Source organism: Streptomyces sp. NPDC030991, assembly GCF_055571235.1.
Window position 1 is genome coordinate 320,136 of record NZ_JBVIFR010000003.1, and the last position, 16,435, is coordinate 336,570.

Annotated in this window: 11 protein-coding genes; 3 read left to right on the top strand and 8 right to left on the bottom strand. The window is 70.5% G+C overall.

Annotated features, from left to right (window positions below):
- Together ACZ45E_RS07625 and ACZ45E_RS07630 are read left to right on the top strand one after the other, a co-directional pair.
- Positions 1–3,336 (top strand): HAMP domain-containing protein (locus ACZ45E_RS07625; protein WP_468217769.1); only part of this gene is annotated, 3,336 nt, incomplete at its 5' end.
- Between the two features lie 12 nt (positions 3,337–3,348).
- Positions 3,349–3,927 (top strand): response regulator, encoded by a 579-nt coding sequence (locus ACZ45E_RS07630; protein WP_468217772.1) that lies wholly within the window; start codon positions 3,349–3,351, stop codon positions 3,925–3,927.
- Between the two features lie 28 nt (positions 3,928–3,955).
- Here the strand turns inward: ACZ45E_RS07630 and ACZ45E_RS07635 are convergent, their stop codons facing one another.
- Both ACZ45E_RS07635 and lepA read right to left on the bottom strand, forming a co-directional pair.
- Complete coding sequence (locus tag ACZ45E_RS07635; RefSeq protein ID WP_468217774.1) at positions 3,956–5,845, bottom strand: AMP-dependent synthetase/ligase; 1,890 nt, start codon at positions 5,843–5,845, stop codon at positions 3,956–3,958.
- A gap of 258 nt (positions 5,846–6,103) precedes the next feature.
- Positions 6,104–7,975, bottom strand: a complete 1,872-nt coding sequence (gene lepA, locus ACZ45E_RS07640) for a translation elongation factor 4 (protein WP_468217776.1) — start codon at positions 7,973–7,975, stop codon at positions 6,104–6,106.
- Positions 7,976–8,201: 226 nt separating this feature from the next.
- Between lepA and rpsT the strand changes: the two genes are divergently transcribed.
- Positions 8,202–8,468, top strand: coding sequence for a 30S ribosomal protein S20 (gene rpsT, locus ACZ45E_RS07645; protein ID WP_468217779.1), 267 nt, complete (start codon positions 8,202–8,204; stop codon positions 8,466–8,468).
- A 463-nt stretch (positions 8,469–8,931) separates the two neighbouring features.
- Here rpsT and holA read toward each other — a convergent pair whose 3' ends face one another.
- From holA to ACZ45E_RS07675, 6 genes are all read right to left on the bottom strand, one after another.
- Positions 8,932–9,915, bottom strand: coding sequence for a DNA polymerase III subunit delta (gene holA, locus ACZ45E_RS07650; RefSeq protein ID WP_468217782.1), 984 nt, complete (start codon positions 9,913–9,915; stop codon positions 8,932–8,934).
- Between the two features lie 94 nt (positions 9,916–10,009).
- Positions 10,010–10,255 carry a hypothetical protein gene (locus ACZ45E_RS07655; RefSeq protein WP_468217785.1) on the bottom strand — a complete coding sequence of 82 codons (246 nt, stop codon included), beginning with the start codon at positions 10,253–10,255 and terminating at the stop codon, positions 10,010–10,012.
- A 67-nt stretch (positions 10,256–10,322) separates the two neighbouring features.
- Entirely contained in the window at positions 10,323–11,204 is an 882-nt protein-coding gene (locus ACZ45E_RS07660; RefSeq protein ID WP_468217787.1) for a YceI family protein, read from the bottom strand.
- 353 nt (positions 11,205–11,557) lie between these two features.
- Positions 11,558–14,332, bottom strand: a complete 2,775-nt coding sequence (locus ACZ45E_RS07665; protein WP_468217789.1) for a ComEC/Rec2 family competence protein — start codon at positions 14,330–14,332, stop codon at positions 11,558–11,560.
- Positions 14,329–15,000 (bottom strand): ComEA family DNA-binding protein, encoded by a 672-nt coding sequence (locus ACZ45E_RS07670; protein WP_468217792.1) that lies wholly within the window; start codon positions 14,998–15,000, stop codon positions 14,329–14,331. The genes ACZ45E_RS07665 and ACZ45E_RS07670 overlap by 4 nt, the downstream gene beginning before the upstream one ends.
- 571 nt (positions 15,001–15,571) lie before the next feature.
- Complete coding sequence (locus ACZ45E_RS07675) at positions 15,572–16,420, bottom strand: DegV family protein (RefSeq protein ID WP_468217795.1); 849 nt, start codon at positions 16,418–16,420, stop codon at positions 15,572–15,574.
- Positions 16,421–16,435: the final 15 nt, after the last annotated feature.

Sequence of the window (16,435 nt, forward strand, 5' to 3'; positions counted from 1 at the left end):
GAGGTCGGCACCGAGGGCCAGCTCGGCGGCCGCGCCCAGGTCCGCGGCGTCTCCGGGGTCTGGAAGGACCTCACCGACAACGTCAACTTCATGGCGTCGAACCTGACCTCGCAGGTCCGCAACATCGCGCAGGTCACCACGGCGGTGGCCAACGGCGACCTGAGCCAGAAGATCACCGTCGACGCGAAGGGCGAGATCCTCGAACTCAAGTCGACGATCAATACGATGGTCGACCAGCTCTCCGCCTTCGCCGACGAGGTCACCCGCGTCGCCCGCGAGGTCGGCACCGAGGGCCAGCTCGGCGGCCGCGCCCAGGTCCGCGGCGTCTCCGGGGTCTGGAAGGACCTCACCGACAACGTCAACTTCATGGCGGACAACCTGACCTCGCAGGTCCGCAACATCGCCCTGGTCTCCACGGCGGTGGCCCAGGGCGACCTCGGCAAGAAGATCACGGTCGAGGCGAAGGGCGAGATCCTCGAACTCAAGTCGACGATCAACACGATGGTCGACCAGCTCTCCGCCTTCGCCGACGAGGTCACCCGCGTCGCCCGCGAGGTCGGCACCGAGGGGAACCTGGGCGGCCAGGCGCAGGTGCGCGGCGTCGCCGGCGTGTGGAACGACCTCACCGCGAACGTCAACTTCATGGCGTCGAACCTCACCTCCCAGGTCCGCAACATCGCGCAGGTCACCACCGCGGTGGCGCAGGGCGACCTGTCGAAGAAGATCTCCGTCGACGCCCGCGGCGAGATCCTGGAGCTGAAGGACACCGTCAACACGATGGTGGAGCAGCTGCGCGGCTTCGCCGACGAGGTGACCCGCGTGGCCCGCGAGGTCGGCACGGACGGCCGGCTCGGCGGACGGGCGACGGTGCACGGTGTCTCGGGCGTCTGGAAGGACCTCACCGACAACGTCAACTACATGGCGGACAACCTGACCTCGCAGGTCCGCAACATCGCGCAGGTGGCCACGGCGGTGGCGCAGGGCGACCTCTCCAAGAAGATTGACGTCGACGCGCGCGGCGAGATCCTCGAACTGAAGACGACGATCAACACGATGGTGGACACACTGTCGTCCTTCTCCTCCGAGGTCACGCGGGTGGCCCGCGAGGTCGGCTCCGAAGGGCAGCTCGGCGGCCAGGCGCGGGTCGAAGGTGTCTACGGCACCTGGAAGCGCCTGACGACGAACGTGAACGAGCTGGCGTCGAACCTGACCACGCAGGTCCGCGCCATCGCCGAGGTGGCGTCCGCGGTGACGTCCGGCGACATGTCCCGCTCCATCACGGTGGAGACCCAGGGCGAGGTCGCCGAGTTGAAGGACAACATCAACCTGATGGTGGCCAACCTCCGCGAGACGACCCGCGCGAAGGACTGGCTGGAGTCGAACCTGGCGCGTCTGGCGGCCCTGATGCAGGGCCACCGGGACCTCATGGAGGTCGCGGACCTGATCCTGCGCGAGCTGACCCCGCTGGTGAACGCGCAGTACGGCGCCTTCTTCCTGGCCGAGCCGGACGAGGGCGACACCCCGATCCGGACGTCGATCCCCACCAAGGGGCTCGCCTACATCGCGGGGTACGGATCGGCGGCGGCGCTGGTCGTCGACACCGGCGGGATGCCGGTCCACGGGCTCGTACGGCAGGCGGCCCTAGAGAAGAAGCGCATCCTGGTGGAGGAGGCGCCGCCGGACTACATCAAGATCAACAGTGGTCTCGGGCAAGCCGCTCCGGCCTCCGTCGTCATCATCCCGATCCTCTTCGAGGACAAGCTCCTCGGCGTCATCGAGCTGGCCTCCTTCTCCCGCTTCTCCGACGTCCACCTCGCCTTCTTCGACCAGTTCGTGAACACGATCGGCGTCGCGATCAACACGATCATCGCCAACTCCCGTACCGAGTCCCTGCTCGGCGAGTCCCAGCGCCTGGCCACGCAGCTCCAGGAGCGCTCGGACGAACTCCAGCGCCAGCAGGCCGAGTTGCAGCGCTCGAACGCGGAGCTGGAGGAGAAGGCCGCGCTGCTGGCCACGAGCTCCCAGTACAAGTCGGAGTTCCTCGCGAACATGTCGCACGAGCTGCGCACCCCGCTCAACTCGCTGCTCATCCTGGCCCGGCTGCTCTCCGACAACCCGGACGGGCACCTCAACGACCAGGAGGTCCAGTTCGCGACGACCATCCACCGCTCGGGATCGGACCTGCTCCAGCTGATCAACGACATCCTCGACCTGTCGAAGATCGAGGCCGGGCGCATGGACGTACGCCCCAAGAAGCTCCCCCTCATCAAGCTCCTCGACTACGTCCACGCGACGTTCCGCCCCATCACCCTCGACCGCGGCCTCGCCTTCGAGGTGGCGGTCGGCGAGGACGTACCGCGCGAGGTCTTCTCCGACGAGCAGCGCCTCCAGCAGATCCTGCGCAACCTGCTGTCGAACGCGATCAAGTTCACCGCGAACGGCAGGGTCGAGCTGCGGGTCAAGCGGATCAAGGACCCGGAGCGCCAGTTGGTGCGCGAGAGCGAGGACCTGATCGCCTTCGCCGTCTCCGACACCGGTATCGGCATCGCCCGCGACAAGCTCCCCGTCATCTTCGAGGCGTTCCAGCAGGCCGACGGCACCACCAACCGCAAGTACGGCGGCACGGGTCTCGGCCTGTCCATCAGCCGGGAGATCGCCGGGCTGCTCGGCGGCCGGATCATCGCCGAGAGCGAGCCCGGCCACGGTTCCACGTTCACGCTGTACGTTCCCGTGGCCCATCCCGGACACGAGCCGGCGGCCGACGTGCCGCAGGCCGATCCGGCGCCGCTCGTCCCCGCGCTCATCCCCGCGCAGCAGGACGACTCATCGGACGCGTACACGATCCACGAGCAGGAGGACAACTGGCCGACGCCGACGAAGCTGGAGCAGTGGAAGACCGGGCTTGCGGGCGAGGTGCTGCCCGGCCGCCGCGTGCTCATCGTCGACGACGACATCCGCAACGTCTTCGCGCTCACCCATGTGCTCGGCCGCGTGGGCATGCCCGTCCTGTACGCGGAGAACGGGCGGGAGGGCATCGAGACCCTCGAGCGCAACCCCGATATCGAGCTCGTCCTGATGGACATCATGATGCCCGAGATGGACGGCTACGAGACGATCTCCGTCATTCGCGGGACGTCCCGCTGGGAGGGGCTGCCGATCGTGGCCCTCACCGCGAAAGCCATGCCCGGCGACCGCGAGAAGTCGATCGCCAAGGGCGCCAACGACTACGTACCCAAACCGGTGGACGTCGATCAGTTGCTGACTGTCGTGTGCGACCTCCTGGCCCCTGAGGGCGCCGACACGGACGAACCCACCGCCCCGCCGACGATCGAATGAGGGACCGGCATCATGACCACTGCAGAGCTGACCTCGGACGCTCGGGCGAGCATCCTCCTGGTCGACGACATGGAAGACAACCTGATCGCACTCGAAGCCGTCCTCGGTTCGCTCAACGAGCCGCTGGTCAAGGCCCGTTCGGGTGAGGAGGCGATGAAGGCGCTGCTGCGCCGCCGCTTCGCCGTCGTCCTGCTCGACATCCGGATGCCGGGCATGGACGGCTTCGAGACGGCGACGAACATCAAGCGCCTGGACCAGACGAAGGACGTCCCGATCATCTTCCTCACCGGCACGGACGCCGACGCCGGGTACGCGTTCCGCGGCTACGCGACGGGCGCGGCCGACTACCTGACCAAGCCCTTCGACCCGTGGGTACTGCGGGCGAAGGTCACGGTCTTCCTGGATCTGCACCGCAAGACCCAGCAGCTGGAGCACCTGCTGGCCCGCGAGCAGAAGCAGTTCGACGCGCTGACGTCCCGGATGACCTCGATCGAGCACCAGTTGTCGGAGGCCACCGCCCCCGACGTACGGGAGCTGCGCCATCACCTCACGCGGATGGAGGAGACCCTGCGCACGATGAGGCGCCCCTGACGGGGCGCCCCTGCCCCCGGCCCCTGGCCTAGCCCTCCCTGGTCCCGGCGTACATCTCGTCGAGCAGCGGCTTGTACTCCCGCTCGACGACGGGCCGCTTCAGCTTCAGGCTCGGCGTCAGCTCGCCGTGCTCCACGTCGAGATCGCGCGGCAGCAGCTTGAACTTCTTGATGGTCTGCCAGCGCTGGAGGCCCTCGTTCAGCTCGCGTACGTACCCGTCGACGAGCTGCACGGTCGCGGGTGCGGCCACGACGTCCGCGTAGGACTTGCCCTCCAGGCCGTTCTCCTTGGCCCAGTCGAGGATGGCGGCCTCGTCGAGCGCGATGAGCGCGGTGCAGAAGTTCCGGTCGGCGCCGTGCACCAGGATGTTGGAGACGTACGGGCAGACGCCCTTGAACTGGCCCTCGACCTCGGCCGGCGCGATGTACTTGCCGCCCGACGTCTTGATCAGGTCCTTCTTGCGGTCGGTGATCCGCAGATAGCCGTCGACGGACAGCTCACCGATGTCGCCGGTGTGGAACCAGCCGTCGCTCTCCAGCACCTCGGCGGTCTTCTCGGGCAGCTTGTGGTAGCCCTCCATGATGCCGGGGCCGCGCAGCAGGATCTCCCCGTCGTCGGCGATCCGCACCTCGGTGCCGGGCAGCGGCTTGCCGACGGTGCCGGTCCGGTACGCCTCTCCGGGGTTGACGAACGACGCGGCCGAGGACTCGGTCAGCCCGTAGCCCTCCAGGATGTGGACGCCCGCGCCGGCGAAGAAGTAGCCGATCTCGGGCGCGAGCGCCGCCGACCCGGAGACACAGGCCCGCAGCCGGCCGCCGAACGCCTCCCGCAGCTTGCTGTAGACCAGCGCGTCGGCGACCTTGTGCTTCGAGGCGAGCGCGAACGGCACCGAGCCGACACCGGTGCGGCGGAAGTTGTCCTGGCTGACCTTCGCGTACTCGCGGGCCACCCCGGCCGCCCACTGGAAGATCTTGAACTTGGCGTTGCCACCGGCCCGCGCCTTGGCGGCGACACCGTTGTAGACCTTCTCGAAGATGCGCGGCACGGCCGCCATGTACGTCGGCTGCACGATCGGCAGATTCTCGATGATCTTGTCGACGCGCCCGTCGACCGCCGTCACGTGCCCGACCTCGATCTGGCCGCTGATCAGCACCTTGCCGAAGACGTGCGCGAGCGGCAGCCACAGGTACTGCACGTCGTCCGGGCCGAGGAGTCCGGTCGCGGCCATGGCCTTCGCCAGGTACGACCAGTTGTCGTGCGGCAGTCGCACGCCCTTGGGCCGCCCGGTCGTCCCGGACGTGTAGATCAGGGTGGCGAGCTGCTCCTTGCCGATGGCCCCGACGCGCTCCTTGATGACGTCCGGGTTCTTCTCCAGGTAGGCGGCGCCGCGCGCCTCCAGGTCCTCGAGGGTCAGCAGCCAGCCGTCGGGGTCGGCGGCGTCGGGCTCGACGCCGGTCGCGTCGATCACCACGACATGGGCCAGCTCGGGCAGCTCGGCCCGCCGCTCGCGCGCCTTGGCGAGCTGCGCGGCGTCCTCGGCGACGAGCACCTTGGACTCGGAGTCCGCGAGGATGAACGCCGACTCCTCGGCGTTGGTCTGCGGGTAGACCGTGGTCGTCGCCGCGCCCGCGCACATGATGCCGAGGTCGACGAGGATCCACTCGACCCGCGTCGAGGAGGCGAGCGCCACCCGCTCCTCGGCCCGCAGGCCCAGCTCGACGAGGCCGGCGGCGATGGCGTGGACCCGCTCCGCGGCCTGCGCCCAGCTCAGGGACTTCCAGTCGTCGGGGCCCGCGCCGGAGGGGGCCGGCACCGGGTAGCGGTAGGCCTCGGCATCCGGTGTGGCCGCCACGCGCTCCAGGAAGAGGGACGCCACGGAGGGCGGCCGGTTCTCGATCAGGGTCTGTGTGTCGCTCACGACGTCCTCCGGGGCCCGCGACTGTTGAAACGCGGCTTGTTTAACTGGCGAGTAACCATTGAGCAGTGATCAGCGTAAGCGGCACTCGCCCGGCGCGTAAGAGGCTCCGGCAGTGAACTTGCACAGGGTGACCCCAGGGGCCTCGCCCCACACAGGGCCCACACAAAAGCGGTGGACCCTGCACGCGTGTGCGTACCGGGGCCACCGCTTCCGTGGTGCGGCGATGATCGCCGAGAGCCTGATCACAGGCCCGGGGCGTTACTTCTTGCCCTTGCCGCCGCCGCTGTCGTCGCTGGAGAGCACCGCGATGAAGGCTTCCTGCGGCACCTCGACGGAGCCGACCATCTTCATCCGCTTCTTGCCCTCCTTCTGCTTCTCCAGCAGCTTCCGCTTACGGGAGATGTCACCGCCGTAGCACTTGGCGAGGACGTCCTTGCGGATGGCGCGGATCGTCTCGCGGGCGATGACCCGGGAGCCGATCGCGGCCTGGATCGGCACCTCGAAGGCCTGCCGCGGGATGAGCTCCCGCAGCTTGGCGACGAGCCGCACCCCGTACGCGTACGCCGCGTCCTTGTGGGTGACGGCGGAGAAGGCGTCGACCTTGTCGCCGTGCAGCAGGATGTCGACCTTGACGAGCTGCGCGGACTGCTCGCCGGTGGGCTCGTAGTCGAGCGAGGCGTACCCGCGCGTCTTGGACTTCAGGTGGTCGAAGAAGTCGAAGACGATCTCGGCGAGCGGCAGCGTGTAACGGATCTCGACGCGGTCCTCGGAGAGGTAGTCCATGCCGAGCAGCACGCCGCGCCGGTTCTGGCACAGCTCCATGATCGAGCCGATGAACTCGCTCGGGGCGAGGACCGTGGCGCGTACGACGGGCTCGTACACCTCGTCGATCTTGCCCTCGGGGAATTCGCTCGGGTTGGTGACAATGTGCTCGGTGCCGTCCTCCATGATCACGCGGTAGACCACGTTCGGAGCGGTGGCGATGAGGTCGAGGCCGAACTCGCGCTCCAGCCGCTCACGGATCACGTCGAGGTGCAGCAGCCCGAGGAAGCCGACGCGGAAGCCGAAGCCGAGCGCGGCCGAGGTCTCCGGCTCGTAGACCAGCGCCGCGTCGTTGAGCTGCAGCTTGTCCAGGGCCTCGCGCAGGTCCGGGTACTCCGAGCCGTCCAGCGGATAGAGACCCGAGAACACCATCGGCTTGGGGTCCTTGTACCCGCCGAGGGCCTTGGTCGCCCCGTTGTGCAGCGAGGTGATCGTGTCACCGACCTTGGACTGACGGACGTCCTTCACGCCGGTGATGATGTAGCCCACCTCGCCGACGCCGATGCCGTCGGCCGGGGTCATCTCGGGCGAGGAGACACCGATCTCCAGCAGCTCGTGGGTGGCGCCGGTGGACATCATCCGGATCCGCTCACGCTTGTTGAGCTGGCCGTCGACGACACGGACGTAGGTGACGACACCGCGGTACGAGTCGTAGACCGAGTCGAAGATCATCGCGCGGGCGGGGGCGTCGGCGACACCGATCGGCGCGGGGATCTCGGCGACGACCTTGTCCAGGAGCGCCTCGACACCCATGCCGGTCTTCGCGGAGACCTTGAGGACGTCGTCGGGGTCGCAGCCGATGAGGTTCGCCAGCTCCTCGGAGAACTTCTCGGGCTGGGCGGCCGGCAGGTCGATCTTGTTGAGCACCGGGACGATCTTGAGGTCGTTCTCCATCGCCAGGTAGAGGTTGGCGAGGGTCTGGGCCTCGATGCCCTGGGCGGCGTCGACGAGCAGGACGGTGCCCTCGCACGCGGCGAGCGAACGCGAGACCTCGTACGTGAAGTCCACGTGGCCCGGGGTGTCGATCATGTTGAGGATGTGGGTACTGCCCTGGTCCGGGCCCTCGGTGGGGGCCCAGGGCAGTCGCACCGCCTGGGACTTGATCGTGATGCCGCGCTCGCGCTCGATGTCCATCCGGTCGAGGTACTGAGCACGCATCTGCCGCTGCTCGACCACTCCCGTCAGCTGGAGCATCCGGTCGGCGAGCGTGGACTTGCCGTGGTCGATGTGCGCGATGATGCAGAAATTGCGGAGCAGCGCCGGGTCGGTACGGCTCGGCTCGGGCACATTGTTAGGGGTCGCGGGCACGCAGGGTCCTGTCTCTTGAGGCGCCTTATGCCTCGGGTCGGATCGATACGTAGCTTCCATGGTCCCACGGCCGTGGTACTGGCACTGGTTTGGGCCGGTGGGAGTACGGCTGGTACCGTGGGCAGCTGTGTCTCATGCCCTCTCAGCAGGAGACACACACTCAGTGAAAAATCATCGGCACGGGACCCTTACCGGCTCCGTGCCTGAACCTGCAAAGGCTCATTTCGTGGCGAACATCAAGTCCCAGATCAAGCGGATCAAGACCAACGAGAAGGCCCGGCTGCGCAACAAGTCGGTCAAGTCCTCCCTGAAGACCGCGGTCCGCAAGGCCCGCGAGGCCGCTGCCGCGGGTGACGTCGAGAAGGCCACCGAGTACCAGCGCGCTGCCGCGCGTGAGCTCGACAAGGCCGTCTCGAAGGGCGTCATCCACAAGAACCAGGCCGCCAACAAGAAGTCGGCGCTTGCTTCCAAGGTCGCCGGCCTCAAGGGCTGATCTCTTCATTCTCTTCCCGGATGTGAGTCCGGGAGCTGATCCGACGCCGGAAGGACCCGGGCGGGCCCTCTCTCATCCGCCCCCGACCGGCACCCCGAGCCCGCACGCGACTGCGTTCGCCACGCGGGTGTGGGCTCACCACCATCGTGACCCGAAAGCCCCGCCCTGCATGCCAGGGCGGGGCTTTCGGCACATCTCAGCCCGTCCGGCGCTTGAGGACGAGGCCGAAGGGCTGCCCGAGCTGGGGCCTGCCTGGGCGCCTGCCTGATCCGGTAGTGGCGGGCCGGGCGACCGGCGGCGGGCCGGGTGACCGGCGGCGGGGCGACGGGTGGCGGGCCGGGTGACCGGCGGCGGGGCGGGTGGCTGGAGGCGGGCTGACGGGTGGCTGGCGGCGGGTTCGGGGGGCTGGCGGCGGGTCGAGGGGGCTGGCGGCGGGTCGAGGGGCCGGCGGCGAAGGTGACCGCTACGCCCGCCCTCGCGCGGCCCGAGCCACAGTGACGACCGCCTTCTCCAACGCGTACCCCGGGTCGTCCCCGCCGCCCTTCACCCCGGCGTCGGCCTCGGCCACGGCGCGCAGCGCCACGGAGACCCCGTCCGGGGTCCACCCGCGCATCTGCTGCCGCACCCGGTCGATCTTCCACGGCGGCATCCCGAGCTCCCGCGCCAGGTCCGCGGGCCGGCCGCCGCGCGCGGACGACAGCTTGCCGATGGCCCGTACGCCCTGGGCCAGCGCGCTGGTGATCAGCACCGGCGCGACCCCGGTCGACAACGACCACCGCAGGGCTTCCAGGGCCTCCGCGGCCCGCCCCTCCACGGCCCGGTCGGCCACGGTGAAGCTGGATGCCTCGGCGCGCCCCGTGTAGTACCGCCTGACGACAGCCTCGTCGATCGTTCCCTCGATGTCGGCCACGAGCTGGGTCACGGCCGACGCCAGCTCCCGCAGATCGCTGCCGAGGGAGTCGACGAGCGCCTGGCATGCCTCGGGGGTCGCGGACCGCCCGAGCGTACGGAACTCCCCGCGCACAAAGGCCAGCCGGTCCGCCGGTTTGGTCATCTTCGGGCAGGCGACCTCGCGGGCGCCGACCTTGCGCGCCGCGTCGAGCAGCCCCTTGCCTTTGGCGCCCCCGGCGTGCAGCAGCACCAGGGTGATCTCCTCGGCGGGCGAGCCGAGATACGCCTTCACGTCCTTGACGGTGTCCGCCGACAGATCCTGCGCGTTCCGTACGACGACGACCTTGCGCTCAGCGAACAACGACGGGCTCGTCAGCTCCGCGAGCGTGCCCGGCTGCAACTGGTCGGAGCTGAGGTCGCGCACATCGGTGTCCGCGTCGGTGGCGCGGGCGGCCGCCACGACCTCGCGCACCGCGCGGTCGAGCAGCAGGTCCTCCTGGCCCACCACGAGGGTGACGGGGGCGAGAGGATCGTCATGTGCAGTCTTCCTGGCCATCGCGGTCAAGCATCCCACGCCCCACTGACAACCCCGCCGCCCTGTGGGCCCGGCGGGGCGACAAGGAGGTGGAGGAAGAGGGCGACAAGACGACCTAGGGTTCCTCGCGCCAGCCGTCCCAGCCGGCCGCGAACTCGTCCAGCTCCCCCGGGTCGAGACGGCCGCGCGGGTCCTCCACGACGACCAGCCACTGCGCGTCCTCCGCGTCGTCCTCACCGGCCAACGCGTCCCGTACGAGCTGGGGCTCCTCGCTCACGCCGAAACGCTCCCCCAGCGCCTCGGCCGCCGCCTCCGCCGCGTCACGGTCGGGCAGCACCAGTACGTGTCTCTCATCGCTCACGCCACCATTTTCCGGCACGCGCCGACCGCTGTCGTACGCCCCTCAGCTCTCGGGCACGATCTGTACGTCAGCTCTTGGGCACGATCTGTACGTCGATGTCGATCCTGACGCTGGAGCCCACGACGGCGATGCCCCGCGCGAGCATCGTCTGCCAGCTGACGGTGAAGTCGTCGCGGTGCAGCTCGGCGGTGGCGCGGCAGGCGGCACGGGTCTCGCCCTCCATGCCGTTGCCGAGTCCCAGGTACTCCGCGTCCAGAGTGACCGTGCGCGTCACGCCGTGCAGGGAGAGGGCCCCGGTGATCGCCCAGCGGTTGCCGCCCCGGTGCGCGAAGCGGTCGCCGTAGAACTCCAGCGTCGGGAACCGGTCCACGTCGAGAAAATCGCCCGACCTCAGGTGGTCGTCGCGCATCTTCACGTTCGTGTTGATGGACGCGGCGTCGATGACGACGTGCATCGCGGACTCCTCGATACGGTCGGCCACCCGCAGCGCGCCCGCGAAGGTGTTGAACCGGCCGTGGACCCGCGCGAGCCCGATGTGCCGTGCCGTGAACGCGATCGAGGAGTGCGTCGGCTCGATCTCCCAGTCACCCGATGCGGGCAGCTGCGGCGGCGGGGAGACCTGGAGCGTGATGTCGCCGAGGGAGGCATGACCGTTCTCGGTGACCTTGGCGCTGCCGTGGAACGGGGCGTACCCCTCCGCGGAGACGGCCAGCCGGTAATCACCGGCGGGCACGATCGTCATGAACGAACCGAACGGGTCGGTCCCCCCGCTGACCACCTTGCGCCCCATGGCGTCGCTCACCACCAACTCCGCTTCTCGCAGCGGCTCGTTGACGGGGTCGAGGACCCGGCAGCTGAGCACCCCCGCCCGGGGTGGCACCGTCACCGCCGCGAGCGGACTTGTCCGTTGGACCCGGTTCGTGCGGTTTCCCAGCCAGCGGCCGAACATGACCTACCCACCCCAGTGCGCCTTGACATCGATCGTTGCCTCGATCGTTGCTGATTGAACGAAAGAGTATTCGATCACCGTTGCGGCTTTCGAGGCAACACGGACCCACATCACGGGAATCGACCGAAGGTGCGGAGCTGCCTACGAGTGCTCCGTATTGAACCTCCCGGTGTTCGTTTGGCCAGCTCAGAGGCTTTTCTAGTGATTGGTGGCAGGCTCGGCCGATCGGTGGCAAGACTCGGCTGGGCGATGGCAAGACTCGGCCCGTCGGTGGCAAGACTCAGCTGAACGGTGGCAAGGCTCGGCTGGTCGGTGGCAAGACTCAGCTGAACGGTGGCAAGACTCGGTCGACATCAGCCTCCGCTGCGCACCACCCCCAGTCCCTGGCCGCCGCTCTCCCCGCTCGCTCCGCCCCGGCCGTCTCCTCCGTCTCCTCCGCTCTCGTCGCCCCGGCCCACGACCGCGACGGCCCCGTCCTGGTCTGTCCGCGCCACGGCCGCGCCCCGGGACCGCAACGCCGCCACCGTGCTCGGTGCCGGATGCCCGTACGGGTTGTCGACCCCGCAAGAGATCAATGCCAGCCGCGGCGCGACCCTGCGCAACAGCTCCGGGTCCTGGTACGCCGAACCGTGATGCGCGACCTTCAGTACGTCGACCGGGGGCAGCCGGGCCCCGTCGCCGGTTCTCAACAGAGCGCGCTGCGCCGCCGGTTCGAGATCGCCGAGCAGCAGCATGGTCAGCCCCGCGGTGCGCACGAGCAGGCTGACGCTCGCGTCGTTCGGGCTGTCCGGAGCGGACATCGGCCGCGGCGGCCACAGCACCTCCCAGCCGAGCGGCCCCGACCGCCGCCGCTCCCCCGCCGCCGCCCCGACCACCGGGACACCGCGCTCCGCGGCGAGCCGCCGGACGAACGCGGCCTGATCCGCCGGCTCCTCGAACCCGGTCGTCTCGATCACCCCGACGGACCTCCCGCGCAGCACGCCCGCGAGACCCGCCACATGGTCCGCGTGGAAGTGTGTGAGCAGGAGCAGCGGCACCTTCGTGATGCCCAGCGTGTGCAGGCACCGGTCCACGAGCAGCGGATCGGGCCCGGCGTCCACCACGACACCCGCCCCGTCCCCCGCCGCGAGCACCAGCGCGTCCCCCTGCCCCACATCGCACATGACCAGGCGCCAGCCGGGCGGCGGCCAGCCCGTGATCACCCGGGTGATCGGCGGCGGCCGCACCACCATGAGGAACAGCACCAGCACACAGGCCGCCACGACCCAGGGCGACCTGAGCGCTCTGCGCCCCACCAGCACCGCCACCACCGTGCCGAGCGCCAGCAGCGCCCCACCACGCCAGTCGCCGGGCCAGTCCACCCCGCTGCCCGGCAGCGCGGCCCCCGTCCGTGCGATGTCCGCGATCCACCCCGCGGGCCATCCCGCACACCAGGCAAGGAACTCGGCCACCGGCATCGCCACCGGCGCCGTCGCGAGAGCGGCGAACCCGAGGACCGTCGCCGGCGCCACCGCGAACTCCGCGAGCAGATTGCACGGCACCGCCACCAGACTCACCCGCGCCGCCAGCACGGCGACGACGGGCGCGCACACGGCCTGCGCCGCCGCGGCGGCCCCCAGCGCCTCCGCGAGCCGCACCGGAACCCCGCGTCGCCGCAAACCCGCGCTCCACCCCGGAGCCAGCGTCAACAGCGCCCCGGTGGCGAGCACCGAGAGCAGGAACCCGTAACTCCGCGCCAGCCACGGGTCGTACAGAACGAGCAGCAACACCGCCGTGGCCAACGCCGGGAGCAGGGATCTACGACGCCCCGTCGCGATGGCCAGCAGCGCGATCGCCCCGCACGACGCCGCCCGCAGCACGCTCGGCTCGGGCCTGCACAGCACGACGAACCCGAGCGTGAGCGCCCCGCCCAGCAGTGCCGTCGCTCTGAGCGGCAATCCGACCCGGGGTGCGAGTCCCCGCCGCTCGACCCGGTGCGCGGTGCCGGGCGGGCCGATCAACAGGGCCAGCAAGATCGTGAAGTTGGCCCCGCTGACAGCCATCAAGTGGAGCAGGTCCGTCGCTTGGAAGGCCGCGTGCAGCTCCGGCGTGACCCGCGCCGTGTCGCCGACCACCAGGCCCGGCAGCAGCGCCCGTGCGTCCCCCGGCAAGCCGTCCGTCGCTTCTCTCAGCCCCGCGCGCAACGCCCCGGCCAGGCGCTGCGGCCCACTCGGCCCGGCCACGACGTCCGGCCGCTCGCCCCGCCCGACGCGCAGCACCGCGGCGATCGGGTCACCGTCCCTCAGCGGCAGCGCGAGCCCGCCCCCGACGCGGAGCCGGGTGGTCGGCAACAAGGACAACCAGCGGCTGCCGCGTGCCTCGGCGATGACCAGAACCGGCGCGCGCGTCCGTGACACCGTGCCGTCGGGCGCCGTCACCCGCACGACATCCGCCGCGACGAGCACGGCAGTCGGCGCCGTGTGATCCCCCGTGACCCGGGGCCGGGAGAGCCGCGGATCCGAGGTGATCTCCAACTCGACCCCCACGTGCGCGTGCTGCCCCGCGAGTACGGGCACAGGCCCCCTGCGCAGGTCGGCCCCGTGCAACCCCGCGGAAGCCGCTGCCGCGGCGACACAGAGCAGAAGCACCGCCGTGGAAGGGCGCCGCCAGGAGGGGGCCGAGCGCGGAGGGTCAGGTGGCGCGGGGCCCACCACGGTCTGGGCTGCTGATCCGGCACCGGCTCGGGCTCGGGCGCTGGATACGGATGCAGTCCCAGCTACGGATACGGGTCCGGGACCGGGGCCAGGTCCGGCTCCGGGCACGGCTCCAGCTCCAGCTCCAGCTCCAGCTCCAGCTCCAGCTCCAGCTCCAGCTCCAGCTCCAGCTCCAGCTCCAGCTCCAGCTCCAGCTCCAGCTGAGTCTGCGCTCTCCGACCCTCGGCCCGTGCGCCCCGCCGTCAGAAGCGCCAACCCGGTGATCGAGCAGACCGCCGCCAAGGCCACCGCCCAGCCCGGCGGTGCCGTCAGTGTCACCGCCGCTGTCAGCCATGCCGCGAGTGCGGGCGGCACCAGCCTCAGGTCCAGCGGGCCCTCCTGCCGGGGGTTCGCGTCGCCGAGTCGGCCGGGTGCGGCCGGCGGGGCGGGGCTCACGGCTGCACCAGATCGTGCAGGTCTTCGAAGCGGCGGTCCCCGATCCCGTCGACCTCGCGCAGTTCGTCGACGGAGCGGAAGCCGCTGTGTTCCGTGCGGTAGTCGAGGATGTGCTGAGCCAGCACCGGGCCGACACCCGGCAGCGTGTCGAGCTGTTCCAGCGTGGCCGTGTTCAGGCTGATCGGTCCGGCTGCGGAAGCCCCCGCGGGACCAGTCGGCGGCGCGGCGACCGGAGCCGCCGAGGCACCCACCAGAATCTGCTCCCCGTCCGTCAGGACCCGCGCCCTGTTGAGTCCCGCTGTGTTCGTGCCGGGGCGGACCCCACCGGCCGCCCGCAACGCGTCCGCCACCCGGGCCCCGGCGGGCAGCCGACGCACCCCGGGCCTGCGCACCTTGCCGCCGACGTCCACCACGACCCCGGCCCCGCCCGACACCCCGGGTCCCGGCGCGGCCGAGGGGAGGGGAGCGCCGGTCGGCGGCACCGTCTCCGGCGCCGCGGCACGAACCGTTTCGGGCGCCCGCACCGGCTGCGTACGCCCGGACCAGAAGTGCTGTGCCGCGAAGAGCGCCGCCACGCCGAGCACGACGACCAGCGCCAGTGCGCCTCGGCGCTCGATCCCGCACCGCGTCCGGGCCCACAGCGGCAACCGGTCACGCACGGCGAACACCGCTCGTTCCCGCCACGACGGGGGCGGCCCCTCCGCGGCCTCGTGCTCCTGCCATGACCGTGTCGGCCCCTCCCTGGAGGGGGAGACGGAGGCGGAGGCGGACACGGACGCGGGTCCGAGCTCTGGCTCCCACCCGGGAGCAGGAGCCGGCTCTGGGCCCCGCGTGGCACTCGGGACCTGCGGGGCACGCGGAACCTGCCCGGTAGGCAGAACACGCTGGGCACTCCGTACACGCGGCACATGGGCCGGCGCTGCCCGATCCCCCACCGCCGGCCGCGTCTGCGGGGGCGGCGCGAACAGCGCCTCCGCCCGCAACCGTGTCCGCTCGGCCGCGAGATGCCTGCGGCGCGCACGCCGACGGACGACGTGGCGTTGCCGGGAGCGGCTGTCGGATGCGGGGCCGCGGCCCGGCCCGCTGGCCGCCTGTGCTGTTCGGTTCGGTGATCGAAGTGCCATGTCACGAGACGGTAGACAGCCCGCGACGAATCAGTGGATCTTGGTCAATTCCCGGGGACAACCCCACAGTTGTGGATAACCCCATCACCCACACCCACGCCCTACGCCCCACGCCCTACGCCCGCGGCGACACCACAGCCCCCACGAGCCCGGGCCCGGTATGCGCCCCGATCACCGCTCCGACCTCGCTCACGTGCAGCTCGCCGAGGCCCGGCACATGCTCACGCAGCCAGCCGGCCAGCGCCTCCGCCCGCTCCGGCGCCGCCAGGTGGTGCACGGCGATGTCGACCTGCCCGCGCCCCGCGTGCTCGGCGACGATCTCCTGCAACCGCGCGATCGCCTTCGACGCCGTACGGACCTTCTCCATGAGTTCGATGCGGCCCCCGTCCAGCTGCAACAGCGGCTTGACGGCGAGCGCGGAGCCGAACAGTGCCTGCGCGGCGCCGATCCTCCCGCCGCGGCGCAGATAGTCCAGCGTGTCGACGTAGAAATAGGCGGAGGTGCCCGCGGCCCGCTTCTCCGCGGCGGTCACCGCCTCGTCGACGGCGCAACCGGCGTCGGCCGCCTCCGCCGCGGCCAGCGCGCAGAATCCGAGGGCCATGGCCACCATCCCGGTGTCCACGACCCGTACCGGGATCGGCGCCTGCCGCGCGGCCAGGACCGCGGCGTCGTACGTCCCGGAGAACTCGGCGGACAGGTGCAGCGAGACGATGCCGGTGGCGCCGGACTCGGCGATCTTGCGGTAGGTCTCGGCGAACAGTTCGGGGCTGGGTCTCGACGTCGTCACCGAGCGGCGCTTCTGCAGCGCCTCGGCGACCGAGCGGGCGGAGATCTCCGTACCCTCCTCCAGCGCCCGATCGCCCAGGACAACGGTCAGCGGCACGGCCGTGATGCCGTGGTCCTCCATCGTCCGCTGCGGCAAGTAGGCCGTTGAATCGGTGACGATCGCGACATGGCGGGACATGCACCGGAGGTTACC